The sequence below is a fragment of the Streptomyces agglomeratus genome (genome assembly GCF_001746415.1).
Lineage (GTDB): Bacteria > Actinomycetota > Actinomycetes > Streptomycetales > Streptomycetaceae > Streptomyces > Streptomyces agglomeratus.
Genome location: NZ_MEHJ01000002.1, coordinates 87,804 through 106,065, shown reverse-complemented (window position 1 = coordinate 106,065; position 18,262 = coordinate 87,804). Strand labels below are relative to the sequence as shown.

At 68.6% G+C, this 18,262-nt stretch carries 20 protein-coding genes and 4 pseudogenes; 15 read left to right on the top strand and 9 right to left on the bottom strand.

Annotation, left to right across the window (positions count from 1 at the left end):
- Positions 1-2: 2 nt before the first annotated feature.
- Positions 3-356, top strand: a pseudogene (locus tag AS594_RS46890) (SPDY domain-containing protein); the annotation flags it as partial.
- Here the strand turns inward: AS594_RS46890 and AS594_RS37165 are convergent.
- Genes AS594_RS37165 through AS594_RS37155 form a run of 3 tightly spaced genes read right to left on the bottom strand, consistent with a single transcriptional unit; the run spans position 339 to position 2,793 of the window.
- The gene (locus AS594_RS37165) at positions 339-929 is read right to left on the bottom strand and encodes a transposase (protein ID WP_069931063.1); all 591 of its coding nucleotides are present in this window, start codon (positions 927-929) and stop codon (positions 339-341) included. The pseudogene AS594_RS46890 and the gene AS594_RS37165 sit on opposite strands and share 18 nt — an antisense overlap.
- Positions 926-1,252: a winged helix-turn-helix domain-containing protein gene (locus AS594_RS37160; RefSeq protein ID WP_107358150.1), complete on the bottom strand. Its 327-nt coding sequence runs from the start codon at positions 1,250-1,252 to the stop codon at positions 926-928. The genes AS594_RS37165 and AS594_RS37160 overlap by 4 nt, the downstream gene beginning before the upstream one ends.
- Positions 1,253-1,305: 53 nt before the next feature.
- Positions 1,306-2,793, bottom strand: a complete 1,488-nt coding sequence (locus AS594_RS37155) for an ISL3 family transposase (protein ID WP_240509406.1) — start codon at positions 2,791-2,793, stop codon at positions 1,306-1,308.
- Between AS594_RS37155 and AS594_RS46885 the strand changes: the two genes are divergently transcribed.
- A complete protein-coding gene (locus tag AS594_RS46885; RefSeq protein WP_240509413.1) occupies positions 2,785-2,937 on the top strand; it encodes a hypothetical protein in 153 nt (50 codons plus the stop codon). The two genes, AS594_RS37155 and AS594_RS46885, sit on opposite strands and share 9 nt — an antisense overlap.
- Here AS594_RS46885 and AS594_RS48195 read toward each other — a convergent pair.
- Positions 2,916-3,173 (bottom strand): helix-turn-helix domain-containing protein, encoded by a 258-nt coding sequence (locus AS594_RS48195; RefSeq protein WP_176741129.1) that lies wholly within the window; start codon positions 3,171-3,173, stop codon positions 2,916-2,918. The genes AS594_RS46885 and AS594_RS48195 overlap by 22 nt on opposite strands.
- A 395-nt stretch (positions 3,174-3,568) precedes the next feature.
- Between AS594_RS48195 and AS594_RS37150 the strand changes: the two genes are divergently transcribed.
- From AS594_RS37150 to AS594_RS46880, 5 genes are all read left to right on the top strand, one after another.
- Complete coding sequence (locus AS594_RS37150) at positions 3,569-4,900, top strand: phospholipase D-like domain-containing protein (RefSeq protein WP_069934049.1); 1,332 nt, start codon at positions 3,569-3,571, stop codon at positions 4,898-4,900.
- 191 nt (positions 4,901-5,091) lie between these two features.
- On the top strand, positions 5,092-6,045 hold the full coding sequence (locus tag AS594_RS37145; RefSeq protein ID WP_069936308.1) for an IS481 family transposase: 954 nt from the start codon (positions 5,092-5,094) through the stop codon (positions 6,043-6,045).
- A gap of 154 nt (positions 6,046-6,199) precedes the next feature.
- Entirely contained in the window at positions 6,200-6,670 is a 471-nt protein-coding gene (locus AS594_RS37140; protein WP_069931060.1) for a DUF4328 domain-containing protein, read from the top strand.
- Positions 6,660-6,797 carry a hypothetical protein gene (locus AS594_RS45120; protein WP_167368142.1) on the top strand — a complete coding sequence of 46 codons (138 nt, stop codon included), beginning with the start codon at positions 6,660-6,662 and terminating at the stop codon, positions 6,795-6,797. The genes AS594_RS37140 and AS594_RS45120 overlap by 11 nt, the downstream gene beginning before the upstream one ends.
- 194 nt (positions 6,798-6,991) lie before the next feature.
- Complete coding sequence (locus AS594_RS46880; protein ID WP_240509343.1) at positions 6,992-7,156, top strand: hypothetical protein; 165 nt, start codon at positions 6,992-6,994, stop codon at positions 7,154-7,156.
- 73 nt (positions 7,157-7,229) lie between these two features.
- On the opposite strand, the gene AS594_RS47700 is transcribed toward AS594_RS46880, so the two are convergent.
- A complete protein-coding gene (locus AS594_RS47700) occupies positions 7,230-7,676 on the bottom strand; it encodes a Ku protein (protein ID WP_338120236.1) in 447 nt (148 codons plus the stop codon).
- Positions 7,677-8,449: 773 nt separating this feature from the next.
- On the opposite strand from AS594_RS47700, the gene AS594_RS37125 reads away from it, so the two are divergent.
- Positions 8,450-9,013, top strand: a complete 564-nt coding sequence (locus AS594_RS37125) for a GNAT family N-acetyltransferase (RefSeq protein WP_070343817.1) — start codon at positions 8,450-8,452, stop codon at positions 9,011-9,013.
- A gap of 180 nt (positions 9,014-9,193) precedes the next feature.
- Here the strand turns inward: AS594_RS37125 and AS594_RS37120 are convergent.
- Both AS594_RS37120 and AS594_RS48190 read right to left on the bottom strand, forming a co-directional pair.
- Positions 9,194-9,595: pseudogene (locus tag AS594_RS37120) on the bottom strand (IS110 family transposase); the annotation flags it as partial.
- A gap of 247 nt (positions 9,596-9,842) precedes the next feature.
- Positions 9,843-10,920: pseudogene (locus tag AS594_RS48190) on the bottom strand (IS630 family transposase).
- A 97-nt stretch (positions 10,921-11,017) separates the two neighbouring features.
- Between AS594_RS48190 and AS594_RS37105 the strand changes: the two are divergent.
- Both AS594_RS37105 and AS594_RS37100 read left to right on the top strand, forming a co-directional pair.
- On the top strand, positions 11,018-11,425 hold the full coding sequence (locus tag AS594_RS37105; protein WP_069931054.1) for a DUF6300 family protein: 408 nt from the start codon (positions 11,018-11,020) through the stop codon (positions 11,423-11,425).
- A 297-nt stretch (positions 11,426-11,722) separates the two neighbouring features.
- Positions 11,723-12,850, top strand: a complete 1,128-nt coding sequence (locus AS594_RS37100; protein WP_069931053.1) for a hypothetical protein — start codon at positions 11,723-11,725, stop codon at positions 12,848-12,850.
- A gap of 656 nt (positions 12,851-13,506) precedes the next feature.
- On the opposite strand, the gene AS594_RS45115 is transcribed toward AS594_RS37100, so the two are convergent.
- Positions 13,507-13,716, bottom strand: coding sequence for a hypothetical protein (locus AS594_RS45115; RefSeq protein ID WP_069934044.1), 210 nt, complete (start codon positions 13,714-13,716; stop codon positions 13,507-13,509).
- Between the two features lie 60 nt (positions 13,717-13,776).
- Here AS594_RS45115 and AS594_RS46875 point away from each other — a divergent pair.
- A pseudogene (locus AS594_RS46875) lies at positions 13,777-13,894 on the top strand (IS5/IS1182 family transposase); the annotation flags it as partial.
- Positions 13,895-13,978: 84 nt separating this feature from the next.
- On the opposite strand, the gene AS594_RS37085 reads toward AS594_RS46875, so the two are convergent.
- A complete protein-coding gene (locus AS594_RS37085; RefSeq protein ID WP_069931767.1) occupies positions 13,979-15,013 on the bottom strand; it encodes a helix-turn-helix domain-containing protein in 1,035 nt (344 codons plus the stop codon).
- A gap of 107 nt (positions 15,014-15,120) precedes the next feature.
- Here AS594_RS37085 and AS594_RS37080 point away from each other — a divergent pair, with 107 nt between their 5' ends.
- The 4 genes from AS594_RS37080 (at position 15,121) to AS594_RS37065 (ending at position 18,216) form a co-directional block, all read left to right on the top strand.
- The gene (locus tag AS594_RS37080; protein ID WP_069934084.1) at positions 15,121-16,017 is read left to right on the top strand and encodes an alpha/beta hydrolase; all 897 of its coding nucleotides are present in this window, start codon (positions 15,121-15,123) and stop codon (positions 16,015-16,017) included.
- 223 nt (positions 16,018-16,240) lie between these two features.
- Positions 16,241-17,332 carry a serine hydrolase domain-containing protein gene (locus AS594_RS37075; protein WP_069934083.1) on the top strand — a complete coding sequence of 364 codons (1,092 nt, stop codon included), beginning with the start codon at positions 16,241-16,243 and terminating at the stop codon, positions 17,330-17,332.
- A gap of 169 nt (positions 17,333-17,501) precedes the next feature.
- Entirely contained in the window at positions 17,502-17,693 is a 192-nt protein-coding gene (locus tag AS594_RS42005; RefSeq protein ID WP_069931051.1) for a hypothetical protein, read from the top strand.
- 70 nt (positions 17,694-17,763) lie between these two features.
- Positions 17,764-18,216: a cupin domain-containing protein gene (locus tag AS594_RS37065; protein ID WP_069931050.1), complete on the top strand. Its 453-nt coding sequence runs from the start codon at positions 17,764-17,766 to the stop codon at positions 18,214-18,216.
- Positions 18,217-18,262 lie beyond the last annotated feature (46 nt).

The window sequence follows — 18,262 nt, the reverse complement described above, 5'->3', positions numbered from 1 at the left end:
CGTCGGCCACCGGGCACGGTTGGCTCCGTGACGCCGACCAACCCCACGAGGCGGCGATGCACCCCACCTTCACCGCCCGCCTCAGCCTCAGCGAGGTGCCGTCCCTGTTCAGACGCCGACCCCAGCGCCCTGGCCGCCGAGGCGGAGGAGCAGGGAGCGATGGGCTGGCAGGCATGGGCTGAGCCTGCCATGAGGGCTCCGTATCTGTGGGCTGCCTCGTTCAGCGCAGCGTGCCGCACCGTCTCGTCGCCGCGTTCGCCTCCTCGCTCAGCTTTACGACGCCTGTAGCGTCCGGGTGCCCTGCAACCATTTTTCAGGCATTAGAAATTGGCAGCCAGTTACTGATCTTTTCGTAAGTTCGGTGGGTGTGGTGGGCGGATGGTCAGGCCGGTATGGGCGAGGAATGACCATGGCAGTCGGGGGTTGGCGTTGATGCGGTGGATGCCTCGCTCGGTGGCGTCGGCGACATCGGCGAGGTGGTCGCCGGCGAGGTTGGCGAGTTCACGCTTCTTGAGCGAGGACCACAGCAGCTCCACCGGGTTCAACTCGGGAGCGTAGGCGGGTAATCGTTCCAGGGTGAGCCAGTCCTGTTCGGCGACCCAAGCCCGCATGGCCCGGCTCCAGTGGGCGGACAGGCCGTCCCAGACCAGCACCACCCGCTCCCCGCGGTAGAACACCTTCATCTGCTCCAGGACCTCGATGAGGGCGGCGGTGTCGTAGCTGCCGGGCTTGAGGTGGAAACACAGGCGGGCCCCGCGATCGGGGTCGGTGGAGTGGTAGCCCAAAGCCCCGGCCATCGACGCGCGCTTCCAGTTCAGGCGGTGCCGCAGGAGCGGAGTCCGCCCTCGGGGCGAGTAGGTTCGGCGGATCTGAGGGAGTAGGGAGACGCCTGATTCGTCGAGGAAGACGATCCAGGCATGTGTGTTCACGGCCCCTTTGTGATGCGCGGCCACTCGTGCGCGATCCAGCGGGCGATCTCCGACTCGTCCCGCTCGACCGCCCGCCGCTCGGGCCGTTGCAGGCTCCATCCGAGCCGGCCGGTCAGCAGCCGCCACACCGATGCCCTCGACAGAACCACCCCCGTTGCCCGGGTGACGACCGCGCCGACTCGTTCCAGGGTCCACAGGTCGGCCTCGAAACCATGCGCCTGGGCACCTTGCTCCAACGCGGCCCGGACCTTCTCGACCTGGGTGTCGTCCAGCTTGGGTGGGCGTCCGGTGGCTGCCCGTCGCCGCAAGGTGACCGTGGCCACGACATACGGCTCTGATCAACATTTCGGGGAGGCGTCGCGGAGCGTGACCGTGGTCATGGGGTGAGAAGGATCCGGCGGCGGAGGAGATCGAAGTTCGCACGGCCAAATCCTTGCCGTTTGAGGAATTTGACCCGGTTAACGTGACCCTCGACCATGCCGCTGGAGTAGGGCAGGGTCAGCCCGGCGGTGACGGCGTCGAAGTCCTTGCGAAGGTTGCTCGCGAAGTTCTTCAGCGGTGCGAGGGCGACGGTTTCCGTGGTCTCGATCCAGGCAGGCAGACGGTGGCCCTCAAGGTTCTTCATCATCTTGGCGAAGTCCCGTACGCGTTCGTGGACGGTGGCCAGTTCGGGGCAACGGTTCAGGATGCGCTTGAGGTGGAGTTGCTGGCCGGAGGTGAGGGTGTCGGGGTGGCGGGTGAGCCAGCCGGTGACCTGGCGGACGGTGGGCGCCTCCGACCTCTTGGGCGCCGGGGCAGCCTGGTCCCGCAGCGGCTGGAGCCAGCGGCGGACGCTGCGGCTGCTTCCCTTGTAGCCGCGCTGCTGGATCTCCCTGAACAGGCGTCCGCTGTCGGTGCAGCCCTCGCTCCAGCGCATGTTGAGGTACTCGGCCCAGGGCTGGAGCATGCGCAAACTCTGCTGTGGCGGCACGAGCAGTTCATCCACGGTGACCGCGTGCGCGTACTTACGGACCGTCTTGCGGTCCATCCGCAGCTTCGCGGAGATCACCTGGATGGTGACGCCCTTGTCGTACATCTCGTGCACGGCCGCATGGTTACGCCGGATGTTCGCCGCGCGCTTGCCCTCCAGCAGCGGTGACCCTGCAGGGGACTCGACGACCTGGTCGTCTTCTTCGGCGGGCGCGAGCAGACAGGAGCGGTGGGCGACGACGCACTTCTCGACGGCCTCGCAGAGGTTCTTCCACAAGTGAAAGCGGTCTGCGATCTGCTGGGCGTCAGGGGCGGCGGTGCGGACCGCCTCGGCATACGCGCTGGCCCGGTCACGGCACACGATCTCCGCGCCGGGGTGCTGCTCGAGCCAGGTGGCGAAGGTTTCCGCAGTCCGATCGGGCAGCACGTCGACCGGGCGGCCGGTCTCGATGTCGATCAGGACAGTGCCGTAGACGTGACCGCGTTTGAGCGCGAAGTCGTCGACGCCCAGGACCCGCGGGCTCTTCTCCGGCGCCTCGGCGGGCAAGGACCGTAAGAGGTTGAGCAGGGTATTCGGGCTCACCGAGACACACAGCATCCGGGTGAGGCGGGCGCCGGCCCGCCCGGCGAGGAAGCGAGCGATCGCCTCCAACATCGCCCGCTGCAGAACACTGCGACGTCCGTACCGGAAGGTCAGACCGTCGACCTGCTCCGCGAAACTTCGGCGGCCGCACGGGGCCATGTCGCATCGGAAGCGACGGACCGTCAGGCGTATCGCCACCGGCCGGCCGCCCACCGCCGCGTCCGCTATCCGCCTCTCGTACCGGTCGTGCACTCGGGCCGAGCCCGTGCCGCAGTCAGGACAGACAGCAGAGCCTCCGCTGGCATGAGCCACGATTTCCACACCCGTCCCCACATCGACGACATCCTCGATGACGACGCCGGACAGCCGCGGGAAGAGCTTGACGAGTACCTGATCACATCGCATACCCAGTCAAAGATCGAGGTGACGGTCAGTCACGCCTCCCCGAAATGTTGATCAGAGCCGCACTTCAAGGCCATTGACAGCAAGGCCGAAGCACCGCCTTGCTCCCACACCCGCCGCCAACGCCGCACACTCTCGGCACACACCCCCACCGCCCTCGCGATCTCCGCGTTCGAGACGCCGCCCTCGAACAACTCGACTGCCCGAACACGACGCGCCTCCGCCAACTGAGGCCGCGACAGAGCAGGAAGGGAGGAGCCCGCAACCGAAGGGGAAGGTTGATATGCCACCCCGACAGCCTCCCACCCACACGGCCACCACACCCACCGAACTTACGAAAAGATCAGTAGGAGGCCACCCAGTCGTGCAGCGCCTGCAGCCCTCGCACGGGGTGTCGGTGAGGGACTCATACGTCTTGTCACCCACCCGCCCCCCCAGAAGAGAGCCTCGACCTGGATGACGACCGAGTCGGCCCGGTTGGCCTGGGTCACGGTGGGCCAGTCTGCATAGCGTTCAGCCCGTGGCTGTGCTCCGTTGAATTAGCAAGCCGGTTACCCACAGTTTGCCAATTGGCCGGCCAGGATTGCGGAGGCGGTGGCTTGGCTTGCTCAGCGCCTCGTACACCACTGGGGCTTCTCAGGGTCGGTGGCGGTCCATGAGCCGTGCCTGGGTAGGGTCACCGTTCATGACCAAGATCAAATTCGCCCGGATGGCGACCACGACAGCAGCCACCCTCGCCCTCCTCGGCGCCACAGCCCCGGCGCCCGCGCTCGCGGACGGCGGCACGCCCGCCCCTGCGGTGACGACCGGCGCCCTGTTCAACGATCCCACCAGCCCCGACCCCGCACGGACCGACGCGATACCCACGCACCTCGCCCGGCTCATCGACGGCGCGGTTCCCGGGTCCGACATCATGATCTCCACGTACGTGTTCGGTTCCAAATGGGTGGTGGAGCGGCTGAACGCGGCGCACCTGCGCGGGGTGAACGTTCAGGTGATCCTTGACAGCGAGACCCGCAGGCACTGGGAGGGCGGTCCGATGTACGACCTGCTCGCCGCCGGGCTCGCGAAGAAGCCAGCCGGCTCGGGTGACTCCTGGGTGCGGCTGTGCGCCGACAAGCAGGCGTGCCTGGCGAAGGACCCGACCCCGGCGGACGGCTGGCCCAGCGTCAACCACAATAAGTTCTACCTGTTCTCCCGGACCAAGGGCAGCGCCACCGCCACCGTGCCGGTGGACAACGTGGTCGTGCAGTCCTCCGCGAACATGACCACCTGGGACCGGAAGAAGTCCTGGAACGACGCCCTGACGGTGGCCGACAACCAGGCCCTGTACGGCGCCTACGCCGCCTACTTCAAACGTCAGGCCGAGGCCCAGGCGGACCCTTCCAAGCAAGTTTCCGACGTACTGATGGACACCCAGGCGGGCCGGGCCAAAGCCTACTTCTTCCCCCGGGCGACCACTGACGTCATCGTCAACATCCTCAGCACGGTGGACGACCCGGTAGACGGGAAGCCGGCCTGCTACGGCAACGACGCCGGCTACGGCACCACCGACGGCCGCACGGTGATCCGCGTCGCGATGCACGGGATCACCCGTCCCGAAGTCGCACAGAAACTGTGGGACCTGGACGACGCGGGCTGCTACGTGGACATCGTGTACCGCGACCTCGACGCGTCGGGGACCACGGTCGAGCAGATCCTCAACAAGCCCACCCGCTACGGCGGTATCGACCTGCACAAGCTGGACGACGCCGCAGGCGGCACGCACACCGCCACCCACACCAAGTATTTGCTCGTCGAGGGCACCTACAAGGGCAGGAACAACCAGAAGATCGTCTTCACCGGCAGCCACCCCTTCACCAAGTCGGGCCTGATCGGCAACGATGAAGCCCTCCTGAAGTGGGACGACTCCACCGACCCTGAACACCACACCGCCTCTGTGCACGACGCCTACCGGGAGAACTTCCGCGCCCAGCGCGCCGTCGCCGACGCGCAGAACACGCCACCGCAGCCGTAGTTGTGACGACGGGCCTACGGCGTCACGGAACGCGGTGACCAAGCGAAGGCCAGAGCGCCCCGGAAGCCTAGGTGTTCTGCCCCGGGAGGTTGTGGACGGGTGAGCCATGTCTCGGCTGAGGGATCTTGAAATGGGTGAGGGCCTTCCGGTTCGGTGTGGATTGCGACGTCTACACCTACAGAAAGGCCCTCGTGCCCCACCGTAATGCACCCCTGACCGAGACCGGACGGCTGCGTCTTGCCCGTTGCGTGGTCGAGGACGGCTGGCCCCTGCGCCGGGCCGCCGAACGCTTCCAGGTCTCGCCCACCACGGCCCAGCGCTGGGCCGACCGCTACCGCACACACGGCGAGGCCGGCATGAGGGATCTGTCCTCCCGCCCGCACACGAGCCCGCGCCGCACCCCGACCCGCACCGAACGGCGGATCATCAAGGTCCGCATCCTGCGCCGCTGGGGACCGGCCCGCATCGCAGGCCTGCTGCACCTGGTGCCCTCGACCGTGCACCGCGTCCTGACCCGCTACGGCCTGGCCCGCCTCACCCACCTGGACCGGGCCACCGGCCGCGTCATACGCCGCTACGAACGCGAGCGGCCCGGCGAACTGGTCCACGTCGACATCAAGAAACTCGGCAACATCCCCAACGGCGGCGGCCACAAGGTTCTCGGCAGACAAGAAGGCCGCAGCAAACGGCGCGGGGCCGGCTACAGCTATATCCACACGGCCGTCGACGACCACTCCCGCCTGGCCGACAGCGAGATCCTCACCGACGAGAGGAAGGAGACCGCCACAGCCTTCTGGACCCGTGCCCACGCGTTCTTCACCCAAGCCGGAATCACCGTGGAGCGGGTCCTGACCGACAACGGCTACTGCTACCGCTCACGAGACTGGCGCAACGTCCTCGCCGAGGCCGGGATCACCCACAAGCGCACCCGCCCCTACCGGCCCCAGACGAACGGCAAGGTCGAACGCCTGAACCGGACCCTGCTCGACGAATGGGCCTACGCCCGCCCCTACCGCTCCGAGCAGGAACGACGCGACGTCTTCCCCGAGTGGCTGCACACCTACAATCACCACCGCGGACACACCGCGCTGAAGGGCCAACCCCCCGCCAGCCGCGTCCCCAACCTCACAGGGCAATACACCTAGGGCGTGTCTGGCACTTTCCGTCGCGGGTCCGGCCGGGTCGTGTCCAAAGGGGCGTCACCCCTTTGGACGCCCCGTCGGAACGCACCTCCTATGCCGGCCATTACTGCCGCCGTGACGAACCAAGGCGGCGTCACCGTATCCCGGGGGGACATTCATGGACTCGTACAACGTGCCGGTCGGACCGGCCGCTGGGCGGGCGCCCCGCTACAGATTCCGCAAGCCGAACGGACCGGCGCTCGTCGTCCAGTCGCTGATCGCCACCTCTGCCATCACCGACGTCTACATCATCGCGACCGGCGGCAAAGACTCGCCCTGGCTGGCCGAGGACATGGTCCCGCTTCCGGCCGTGCTCCAGGTGTCGTGCTGGATCTCGTTTCTCGTCTGGTTCCACCGCGTCCGCCGCAACGCCGAGGTCCTCGCCCCAGGCAGCCACAAGTACACCCGGGGCTTCGCCGTCGGCGCCTGGATCATCCCGCTCGCCATGTGGTGGCTGCCGCGCCGCATCACCCTCGACATCCACCGGGCCGGCGGGCCCGCCCCGCGACGCCCGTCTGATCAACGCCTGGTGGTCCGTCTGGCTCCTCAACGGCCCGCTCTCGGTCGCCTTCCACCTCTTGGTCCTTGACCAGACGAACTACCGTAACCCGGTCGACGAGAGCCTCAACATCCTGTGCGCGATCCTCGCGATCGCGGTCATCCGCCGGGTGACCGCCCAGCCGGCCGGCCCCCTGCCGTACCTCAACATGACCTGAGCCCTCACGCGCGGGCATCGCCTTCTGGCATCGGGACGGAAAGGAACTGCCAAAACGCGCAGCTCACGGCCGGCCATGGCTCAGGGGCCTGGGCTGGGCTCTGTCCATCGTCGGACCATGTTTTTCATCAACGCCGAGGCTCTCATGAACGGCAACGCCGTCGAGTGCGACGGCAGCCCGATGAGACCCGGCCAGTGGTGCATGAGGCTGGCGGCAAATCCTTCAGCTACGACGAGGAGAAGAAGAACGAAGCCCGTGGAGCACTCGTCGGCTACGCCGGGGTGGGCCTCGGCACCCTCGGTATCGTCGTCTCCATCAGCGATGGGATCACCACGAGGCGAGAGAACCGAAAATGCTAGCTGTCAGTGTGGAGCGTGTTTCAGGGCCGTCTGAGCCGCGCCCGCCGGGATCCTCGGTTCCGCACTGGCAGCATTACACCGGGCGACTCGGCGTCCTGGCGGCGGGGCGCGGGAGCATCCTGACCTTGCGGTCACGGGCGGGCAGGGGGCGCAGGTTGGCCGGTGGCTCCGAGGTAGCAGGGGCGGTCCAGGGCCACCGGGTCGACGGCGTCGCCGGGGGCGAAGCCCAGACTTCAATGCTCTTGGCGGCGGGCACCGGGAGGTCGGCCAGGTCCTCGTCGGTGAGCACGACCATCCGGTCGTCCGGCGCCTCGTACCCGCGGGCCACTGCCTCGAACGGGACTTCGGCGCCCTCCATCTCGCAGTACCGCCGCTGCCGGATGCGGCCTCCGTCTTCGCGTGCACCTGCCTGAGTGGCACGGAATGTTGTTCGGTGGCGGCGTGCACAGTCACCGGCATGGAAACTAAGTTGTGGCGACGGTCTGTGGCTGACCGTTGACCGGTCAGCGCTGTGGCTTATGGGCCAACGGAGCGAGGCCTGGTGCGGGGGGTAGGGGAAGGCCGTGCTGGCTGCGCCAGCTGTAGTAGTAGGCCTCTCTGATCATCCGCTCTGCGGCAGCTGACGAGTAGCAGCTGACCAAGACCATCGCCTGCTACGGCCGAGTCGAACTTCTCTGCCTCGACGAGCTCGGCTGTGCGCCACGAGGCGCTGATGGATCTCGCGGGAGGAGGAGCCCGCCGCTGGTCATCGCAGTGACCGGTTGAAGCTGGAGGCAGGCGGATCCCGGGTTGGGGGTGAGGCCGGAAGCAGCCTCGACAACGTAGGGGCGGACCGACACCACCAGACGGTTCGTGCCCGCAAGCGAAGACGGAATGGGTGCAAGGAAACTGAACCAGTGGTTGACGTCCCGTGAGTCGTCAGCGGCCTGCCGAATCTGGTGGATGGGCCGCTTTGCAGTGCTGGAGAGCGCCGTAGCCGATGGACTCTCCTCTCCCGTCGCCTCTATCCGATGGGCGTGGGGAGGCCCGGACCAAGACTGCGATGTGCGGTCCGTGGCGATGCTGCCGGGATATAGCTGGGCGCCGAAGCCGTCACAGAGATCCTCAGTGAACGTGGGAAGCGATCTGGTATTTCCCTTCCCGTCCGGCAGCCGGCCGGGAGGCGGGCAGGCGCAATGCCCGCTGTTGATTCCAGATCGGGCCGGGGCTGTCGTGGGCGTCGTCTCGTACGCGCCCCGCGCAAGGGACGACACGGGACAGCTCCTGTGGCTCCACTGCCGCGAGGATGAGTCGATGGCCGATGCGTTGATCCGCCACGCGGTCACCGTGCTTTCTGCCCGGCGGGTCGAGGCGTTCCAGTTCGCTTCGGCCCTGTCACTCGGCCTGGAGGCTCTCCCGGTCGGCCACCGCGCCGCCACGGTCCGGGCGCTGGAACAAGCCGGTTTCACCGGTAAGCGACTCTGGCGGTACATGCGCGCTGATCTGCCCGCCCCCACACTGCCGCGCCTGCCACACGTTCACATCGGCCACGACCCCAGCGACAGGAGCGGGCGGCGACTGGAGGCCCGCCACGACGGCAGCACTGTCGCCGAGGCGGTGATCGGTCTCCCTTTCCAGGGGGTCGGCGTCTTGTGGTGGATCGAGGTGGCCGCCGACGCGCGGGGACGCGGTCTCGGCCGGGCCATGCTGGGCTCCGCTCTCGACGCACTGACCGGCCTCGGCGCGGAAGCGATCCTGTACGTCGATGACGACGCGCCCCCCGGCCACGAGCGGGACCGTTCCGCCGCCAACCGCCTCTACGAGCGCGCCGGGTTCACTGAAATCGACCGGCTCTACTCCTACACCGTTCCGTCCTGACCGCCGGCCCGGTCCACAAACGCCACCTCAGCCCCGGCCGCTCTCGGCCCGCATGCCGCGCCCCGGCGAGCGGCGATCGGTTGCCTGCAGACCCCTTGACGCTGATCAGCAAGCGGGCGGATCGTGGGCCTCCGCATCACGCTCCACCCCGAAAGGGGGGCTTACTGACTTCGGCTTGTCGCGAACGGCCTGGGCCTGGCCGCTGTCGCCTGCGATCGGCCGCAGCTGGTCGCGGTCGATGCGGACCATGTCCGCCAGCGCGTGCGCGTCACCGCGGTCGCTCTTCGCCCCGGAGGTTGCGTACCGCTCCTTGAACCGGGCCGCCTGCCTGGGGTTGACCGCGTAGACCAGGTAGCCGGCCGCGATCAGCGCCTGCACCCACGGTCCGCGGTCGGTCTCGATCCCGACCACCATCTGCCCGGGTTCGAGGTCCTCGCCGCCGTGCCGGGCCACGATGGCGTGCAGTTTCGCTATGCCCTCAACTCCCTCCGGCAGGCGGGCGGTTGCGAGCTTGCGGCCCTTCTCGTCCTGCACCTCGACATCGTGGTGATCCTCGGCCCAGTCGTCACCGATGAACAACACCAGCACCCGCCCCTTCGCCCTCGTCCAGTCATGATGCGCAGCCCGCGGAAGGCACGGCTCGCGCCCTAATGGATCCAGTGCTCACGCCCAACCACCCGGCGGGCACGCCATCCCATCAGAAGTCAGGCCTCCCGGCCGACCAGCAGGGGCACGGTCTGACAACAGAGCTCAAACGGCTCCGGTGAGAATAGTGCTCACCTGCTGGCGGCTACGGACCGTAGTCTCCCTCACGGCCCGTCGAGTCCCATTAGGGTGAGGCTGGTGTCTCGAGGGTCAGGCCGGTGCCGGCTATGAAGCCGTCGAGGGTATGGGGACGGTATTGCAGGCGTTTGAGGCGGTTGCGGACGAGGGCTTCGAGCTGGTCAAGGGCCATGACGGCGAGGTTGGTGAGGCTGCGCTTGACGTGGGCCCACATACCTTCGACGGGGTTCAGGTCGGGTGAGTAGGCGGGCAGCAGGAACACGGTCAGCCACTCACGCTCGGCCACGAGTTCTCGCATCCTGCGGGAGACGTGGGTGTTCAGGCGGTCCCAGACCAGCACGATCGGTGCCCGGACGAGCTGGTGGACTCCGTCGACCAGCGCGAGGAAGTCCCGCTCGCCCATGCTGCGACGTGCGCCTTTGCCGGCGGGGTGGGTGCGCAGGCGGTGGCACAGCCGGGTCCGGGAGCCTGGCCGCATTGCGATCAGGCCGGCCACCGACAGCCGTCCCGAGCGTCGTCCGCTGACGGTCACGACCGGGGTGCGGCCTCGTCGGCCCCAGGTCCGTCCACGGGGCGGCCTGCGGGTGAACCCGGCTTCGTCCTCAAAGCAGACGTAGCCCCCGCAGGCCGCCCGGGCCCTTTTACCTCCGCCCAGGTCACCTCCCGCCACACGCTCACGGCCCTCTCGTCGCGCTCGGCGACCCGCCGGGCGGGGACCTGCGGGCTGAAACCGAGCCGGTGCATCAACCGGGTGGCGCCCGAGACGCTGTACGAAACGTGGAACTTCCGGCCGATCAGCGTGGCCACCCTCGACGCGTCCACACCTGGTCCTCCACCCAGCCATGCGCAGCCGGACCCTGCTCCAGATACACGGCCAGCTTCTCCAGACACCGCGGGGACAAACGGCACCGCGACCCGCTCGGACCGCGGGAAGCCAGAGCCTCGACACCACCGTCCCGCCACAACTGATGCCATTGATAAGCCGACTTCACGCTCACCCGCAGCCGCCGTGCGACCTCCGACAGATTGATCTCCTGCTCGAACAGTTCAGCCGCCTGCAGCCGTACCGACTCCCGACGCCGACGTCCCGTAGGAGTCAGTCCGCCCCCATCCGCATATCTCACACACCACGGATACAGCCACCCACCCCCACTTATCAGGGACTTCGCAACAGTTCACCCCAAGAGCTGACGTCAGTATATGTCGTACACCTGGCGCTAGGTGGTGCGCCCCGACGGCTCTTTCGGTCGCGTCGGTAACCTCAACGGCAGCCTCGACCACGTCAGCGACGAAGAACTCGCCCGGCTGTATCCCGACCGGGACGAAGACGAACAGCCGGCCCGGCCCTGCTCCCGCTGCGAAGGCGAACTCCTGCTGCACTGGCACGGCCCGCTGATCACCGGCGTCTGGATGGAACTCTGCCCGGCCTGCGACACCCGCCGTCCAGCCGCCCGCGCCTTCCTCCAGTGGCACCGCGACCCGGACCGCGATCCGAAGGCACTGCCGAAGCTCTTCGAGGACTGGGAAACCGAGACCATGCACGCCCACGGCTGGGCCCGCGCCCCGCAGCCCGAAGCCCCGCCCAGCCCACAAGCCCACCTGAGCCTCGTACCCCGAGGGGAAGGCTGAGCAGGGGCTAGACGCTCGCCGAAGGGCCGTCATATGCGTCCAAGAGGTTGGTCGTCAGGAGCCGACTCGCTGACACTTGCGAGCCAGTGCATCAGCAGCCACTGCAATTGCCGACCGGCTGGTTCCAGCGGCAGCGCTCACGCGACGTCTTTCCGAGGGGGATCACGTGTGAGTCACCCCACCCTGGCCGGAGTTCGGCGTGCCCACCGTCCGCCAGAACCGCGCATTGCCCCGCCGCCGGACCTGCGTCTCTGCTACGACTTGGCCGGAGCGGAAGCGATCGAGGGGTCAAGGAGCATGTCGGAGTACCAGCACTACCAGTTCCTGGTGGAGGCGCCGCTGACCGACAGTCAGCTCGCGGAGATCCGCGCGCTGACGACGCGCGCCCGCCTCACCCGGCACCGCTTCGTGAACACCTACGGCTGGGGTGACTTCCGGGGTGACCCGCAGGCACTGGTGGAGACGCACTACGACGCCCACCTCTACTTCGCGAACTGGGGCACCCGGCAGGTGATCCTGCGCTGGCCCACCACCGCCCTGCCAGCCGGGGCCACCGAGCCCTACTGCACCGGCGACTCGGCGACCAGCCGCGAGAGCGGCGACCATGTCCTGATCACCCTGCAGTCCGATCCCGAGGACGCGGTGGAGGACTTCATCGACCTCTTCGATCCCGAGGACGACGGGGACAGGGACCAGCAGTGGCTGCCCTCCATCGCCCGCGCCCGTCAGCAGGTCGCCGAGGGCGACATGCGCCTCCTCTACCTCGCCTGGCTGCTGTGCCTACAACACGGCGAACTCGACGGTGACGACGTCGAGCCCCCGGTGCCGCCGGGCCTGGCCGACCTGCCCGAGCCTCTCGCCGACCTGGCCACGTTCCTGCGCATCGACCAAGACCTCGTCGCGGCCGCAGCAAGGTGCTCACCGCAGCCCGAACCAGGACCCTCGCTCCCCACCTACCGCGCCTGGATCGCCACCCTCGACGTCGGCGAAAAGGACACCGTCCTCGCCCACCTGCTCCACGACGGCGATGCCCACATGCTTTCCGGGCTACGCCGCCGATTCCTGGACGCCCAGCCGACTCCCTACCGTGCCCCGGCACGCCGAACAGGCTCTGAAATCCTTGCCGCAGCCACCGCCCAGACGGCGCTGCGGATCGCCGACGAGGAACGGCGGGAGGCCGAGGAGCGGGAACGAGCGGCTCGAGAGGAACGCCAGGCCCAGGACCGGCGACTGGTCGACCTCCGGCACGATCCCGAGGCCGCTTGGAAGCGCGCAACAGAGCTGCTCGCCGGACGGGGGACCCGCCCTTACGCAGAGGTCGTCCGCATCATGGGCGACCTGGCCGCCCTGGCTGGCCGGGAAGGCACCACCAGCACATTCACCGAACGGTACGCCCGGTTCATCACCATGCACCGGACGAAGTAGGCCTTGATACGCGACCTCAGGGCCCGAGGGCCGGTCTGCGCGGCCCTGATCGCCCTCACTCCGCCGACGCGTTGAGCACACTCGGGATTTGCCCGGCCGGTGCGGCGAGCGCGAGGGACCGAGCCGGTATTACAGGAGCCGTAACACCAGCCTCGGCCCCGGGCCAGGCGCGGGCCGATTCGGAGATCAGACCGCTGCCAGCCGGCTCGGCCCGTGGGCCACGCGCAGTGTGATCACGGCGTGTCCCACGACGAGGTCGGCGAACAGCTCCTTGTCCGTGGCCGCCCCTCCCCCTCGACGAAGGTGACCCCTGGAGGCGTTGGGCGGCCTCGGGCAGACGGTCGCCGGCCCACGCCGCGGTGCCAGCGAACCGGTTTTACTCCGCTGGAGCCGCGGCAGGCGAGCCGACGCCGCGCTACTCCTTTGGTGACGTGGCCGCGCCGGAGTCCTGACTGCTGCCTGCGGCGCACCCGGCGGAGCAGAATCGGGCGGGCACGTTTGCGAGCGGCGATAGGAAAAGCGCCCCGCCGCAGGAGACACAGGAGCCGCTGGCCAGCTTGTGGATGTGAGCCGCCGCAGACTGGGCCACCTTCTCCAGGCGGAGGAACTCGCGGTCCATCGCGTGCCGGACGGCCACGGCAATTTCGCCGAAGCCGTCACGGCGCATCCGGGTCGAGCACGGCATCGGTCATCTGAAGAACTGGCGAGCCCTCGCCCGACACCACGGCCGACGCGAGCACATGAGCGACATCATCCGAGCCGTCGCCGGGCTCCTCTCCCACCAACAAGCCGCCATCCTCGGAAGTAATCCGCACATGTGAACCCTGCAGCGAATCCGCAGCCTTCGACGCGCCACCGCCAACCATGCACGAGCTCGTTAGGGCAGCACCCTTGAACCCACAACGCGTATACGTGCAGCACCAGAGCTGAACTGGGCAATCTCGGTGGACTCGACGATTGTGCGCGCTCACCAGCACGCCGCCGGGCCCGGGAAACGGTGCCCCGGCCGGCGAACCGGACGACCACGCCATCGGTCGGTCCCGTTTTGTGCCGAGGTGTCAGAGAGGCAGATGACGGCGCCGAGCGCACCACCGTGTGCGGGCACCTCGGGTGACGGGGCGGATTTGCTCAGTCGTCGAGTAGCCGCCATGCGGTGAGAGCGAGCCTGACCCGCAGTAGTCCGGTGGGTTCAGTGAGTTCTATGCCCAGGGTCTTTGCGACCTGTTCGAGTCGGCGGGCGACGCTGCTGTGGTGCAGGTGGAGGAGGTCGGCGGCCCGGCGTAGGGAGCCGGTGGCGCAGTAGGTGTGCAGAGTCTCCATGTCTTCCGGGTTGCCGGAGATCCGGGCAATGGCGGCCACGTCGGCGTTGTCGCGCGAGGCGTCCTTGGGTATCTCGGCCAGGAGCGCCAGCGCGCCCAGGTCGGCGTAGCGGACGACCGGTTCGCGCGGGCCGGTGAAGCGGAGGGCGGTGCGGGCCTGCCGCCAGGAGCGGTCGGGGCTTTGCGCGGCGCCGATGCCCGCACGTACGCCCGCCGGAAACCTGGCCGGGTCGATGGCGGCGGCCAGGATGACGCCCACGTCGGCGAGAGGTGCCGCCTTCACCGGGCCGGCCGGGCACAACAGGCCGCCGAGCCGGCCGAGCGGGAGCCGAGACCGTACGGCGACGACGCGGACCGGAAGGTCGGCGGCGAAACCCAGCAGCCGTAGCGCCCGGGCTCTGGCCGCCTCGTCGCTGTCGGCGCTGATCGCCAGTTCGACCAGGGCGGGGTCGGCCATGGTGGTGCGGGCCGGGCCGTACTGCTCGGCGATGGCCGCGGCGGCGATAGCGAGCCGGTCGAGGAGCAATTCGTCGAGGGGATTCGGCGGGCTGGGGCGTTCCAGCCACACCGTGCCGATCTCCTCCTCATCCAGAGTGATCGGCACCGTTGTGGACGCGGGTACCGGCGGGGTGGATGTCTGACTGCCGTCGGGCGAGACGCGGGTCACCCGCCCCGTCCCGTGGAGCCGAATCCCTGCCACGCACTCGGCCAGGCCCGCCGAGGCCCGGGCGAGCGCCGGGAGGTCCACCCGTCGGCGCATCAGCGTGTCGTAGAACGCGACGATGCGCATCGCGCCGTCGACGTACGGATCCAGTCCCGACAGCCGAACGGCCAGTGCTTCCATGGCAGAAGGATAGAAGGACCAGGGCGCGCCGATTGGTGCGTGTTGGCGGTGGGATGCGCGACGGATGGCGGGTGACCCACCGGGTGACGACCGTGAGGATGGTCATCATGGATCCCGAACTCGAAGCATTCATCCCGTTTCTCCCGCAACTCGACATGAACGACCCGGTCACCTCGCGCAAGAACTTCTCCGAGCGTGCCGCCGCGGCGCCGGCACCGGACACCTCGAACATGGAGGTCGAGGACCGCACGGTGTCCGCCGACCCGGACGTGGCGGTGCGGGTCTACCGCCCGCACCAGGCGCAAGGCGCCATCGTCTGGCTGCACGGCGGCGGCGGAGTCTTCGGTGACCTGGACACCGAGCATCCCTGGGCCGCCCGGATCGCGGGCCTCTCCGGGGCGGCGGTGATCTCGGTGGGCTACCGCCTGGCGCCCGAACACCGCTTCCCGGCCGCCCTCGACGACGCCTATGCCGTACTGACCTGGACGGCCGAGCACGCGGACGAACTCGGCATCGACCCGGCGCGGATCGCGGTCGGAGGACACAGCGCCGGGGCGAACATCGCGGCCGCGGTGGCTTTGCGGGCGCGCGACGAGCAGGGACCGGCGATCCACTTCCAACTGCTCAACCAGCCGGGACTGGACGACCGGCAGGAGACGTGGTCGGCGCGGAACTTCACCGACACGCCCTGGTTCAACCGCGACAAGCTCGCCGCAGCATGGCGGCACTACCTGGGCTCCCGGCCCGCCACACCGTACGCCGCCCCGGCTCGGGCCGCCGATCTCTCCGGCCTACCACCGGCCTACATCGCCACTGCCGAGTTCTGCCCGAACCGCGACGAGGGCATCGCATACGCGCTGCGCCTGATGCAGGCGGGCGTGTCGGTCGAGCTCCACCAGTGGCCCGGCACCTTCCACGGCTCGCAGGCGCTCCTGTCCGCCGAGGTCTCGCAACGGCAGAACGCCGAACTCGGCGCCGCCCTGCGGCGCGCTCTGGCCAAGTGAACCGGGGATACCGAAAGGCATGGGGAGAGCCCCCGTTGCACTCATCGATCACGAAAGGACCGGTGTCTTGAAGATCCGACTGGCGATATGTGGAAGCGTGGCCGCGCTGAGCGTCTGTGCGGGCACGGTGGCGGCAGCTCCCGCGCCCGACGGGACAAGGGCCGCGCCGGTCGCCGGCACGAGCCCGGCGACCGGCCTCGATCCCGTAGAGCTGAAGTCCGCCATGGACGGTGTCCACCGCGCCGGCGTGCCGGGGGTGTACGCCGAGGTACGCGATGCCGGCCGGACATGGCGCGGCGCCTCCGGGGTCGCCGATGTCAGGACCGGCCGTCCCGTCACGCCCGACATGCGCCAGCGCGTCGGCAGCATCACCAAGACCTTCACCGCCGCCGCAGTCATGCAGCAGGTCGAGCAGGGCCGCATCCAGCTCGACGCACCGATCGGCGGCTACCTGCCGCAGCTGGTGCCGGGGGAGCGCGGCAAGAAGATCACGGTGCGCATGCTGCTCAACAACACCAGCGGCCTGCCCGACTACATCCGCTACGCGTTCCCTTCTCTGCAGGACATGTCGCCCAAGAGCCTGGACGACAACCGGTTCAGGCAATTCCGCCCGGCCGAGCTGATCAAGATGGGGGTCGACGCGCCTCCCGCCGGGGAGCCCGGAGCCACTCCGGGCGTGTACTCCAACACCAATTACCTGCTCCTCGGCCAGCTCCTGGAGCAGGTGACCGGTATCACGGCCGAGAAGTACATCACCCGGAATGTCATCGAGCGCGCCGGGCTCCGGCACACCGGGTTTCCGGCGGGGCCGCGTATCGAGGGACCGCATTCGCGGATGTACGAGTCTCTGTGGGGCCTGAACGACCCGCCGCGCGACTACAGCGTCTACAACATGTCCTGGACGGGAACGGGGGCCGCTCTCGTATCGACCATGGAGGATCTCAACCGCTTCTACGGCAAGCTGCTCGACGGCAAGATCGTCAACCAGGCGTCGCTGGCGCAGATGCAGCGCACGGTCCCGGTCGTCGCCCTGGACGGATCGATGATCGAATACGGCCTCGGTCTGCACAAGGTCGCCGTCCGGGATTGCGGCACCTTCTGGGGCCACGACGGCACGGTGTGGGGGGCCGGAACGATGTCCCTGACCCGGGCCGACGGCGAGCGCCAGATGTCCGTCGCGCTCAACCTTCAGAGGTGGAACAAGCCGGACTCCTCGGGGAAGCCGCAACACCACCCCATCGACGCCGCGCTGAAGTCGCTGTACCGGCAAGCGATGTGCGGTGACGCAAACGCCCAGGCCGAGAACGCCTCATAGGCGCCGGCATTAGTCCCATGGCCGGATTGCCCCACGCTCGCTGACAAGGGCGCTGGATGAAGGCCGCCGCGATGGGGCGGCGCTACCTGGGCTCCGCGCCGGCCTCGCCGTACGCCGCCCCGGCTCGGACCGCGGGCCTGTCCCGCCTGCCACCCCCTACATCACCACCATGGAGCTCTGCCCGAACCACGACGAGGACATCACCTACGCGCCGGGCCCGCCGCAGGCGGGCGTGCCGACCGAGCCGCACCAGTGGCCCGGCACCTTCCACGGCTCGCAGGCGCTCCTGTACGCCGAGGTATCGCAGCGCCAGATCGCCGAACTCGGCGCAGCCCTGCGCCGCGCGCCGGCCGACGAATGAGGTAGCCGCGCCGGCCCCTCCATGCCACAACCCATCAGAGGAAAGACCACCGTAGGAAGGACATCTCGGTATGACTGTCACCCCGATCGATCTCTTCGCTTCCTTTATCCGCCTTCACCAAGACGGCCAGGTGCACGCAGAACAGCCAGTGTTCGACCCCGGGTGGGACGGCTGGCAGCTGATGGCCTTCCACGTGGAGACCGACGCCGACGTCCACGCCGACTACTGGGAAGTCCACCCCGACGCGGAAGAACTCGTCTCCTGCCTCACCGGCGGAATACGGCTCTACCTCCGTCCGGAACAGCCGGAAGAAGAAGAGGAAGAGATCAGGCTTGCGGCCGGAAAGGCGGTCATCGTGCCGCGCGGGCGGTGGCACCGCATCGAACTGGACGCGCCCGGCGACATCGTGTCCATCACCCTGCCGCGTTGCAGCCGCCTGGAAAAGCGGACCGAGTCCGACGCCAGGGCCTCAGCCCCGGACCCTGTAGGCGCCCTTGACCGGCCGCCGGTGTCCGAACACTGATCGACCGGGGCAGCGAGAATCTTCTCCCAGGTTCCGTCGACGGCCC

Excerpts from the sequence above, each read along its gene's own strand:
- AS594_RS46885 (WP_240509413.1), top strand. The coding sequence starts at position 2,785 with ATGAGCCACGATTTCCACACCCGTCCCCACATCGACGACATCCTCGAT.
- AS594_RS37065 (WP_069931050.1), top strand. The coding sequence starts at position 17,764 with ATGACTGTCACCCCGATCGATCTCTTCGCTTCCTTTATCCGCCTTCAC.
- AS594_RS37080 (WP_069934084.1), top strand. The coding sequence starts at position 15,121 with ATGGATCCCGAACTCGAAGCATTCATCCCGTTTCTCCCGCAACTCGAC.
- AS594_RS42005 (WP_069931051.1), top strand. The coding sequence starts at position 17,502 with ATGGAGCTCTGCCCGAACCACGACGAGGACATCACCTACGCGCCGGGC.
- AS594_RS37075 (WP_069934083.1), top strand. The coding sequence starts at position 16,241 with ATGGACGGTGTCCACCGCGCCGGCGTGCCGGGGGTGTACGCCGAGGTA.
- AS594_RS37140 (WP_069931060.1), top strand. The coding sequence starts at position 6,200 with ATGGACTCGTACAACGTGCCGGTCGGACCGGCCGCTGGGCGGGCGCCC.
- AS594_RS37085 (WP_069931767.1), bottom strand. The coding sequence starts at position 15,013 with ATGGAAGCACTGGCCGTTCGGCTGTCGGGACTGGATCCGTACGTCGAC.
- AS594_RS45115 (WP_069934044.1), bottom strand. The coding sequence starts at position 13,716 with ATGGTTGGCGGTGGCGCGTCGAAGGCTGCGGATTCGCTGCAGGGTTCA.
- AS594_RS37150 (WP_069934049.1), top strand. The coding sequence starts at position 3,569 with ATGACCAAGATCAAATTCGCCCGGATGGCGACCACGACAGCAGCCACC.
- AS594_RS37100 (WP_069931053.1), top strand. The coding sequence starts at position 11,723 with ATGTCGGAGTACCAGCACTACCAGTTCCTGGTGGAGGCGCCGCTGACC.
- AS594_RS37125 (WP_070343817.1), top strand. The coding sequence starts at position 8,450 with ATGGCCGATGCGTTGATCCGCCACGCGGTCACCGTGCTTTCTGCCCGG.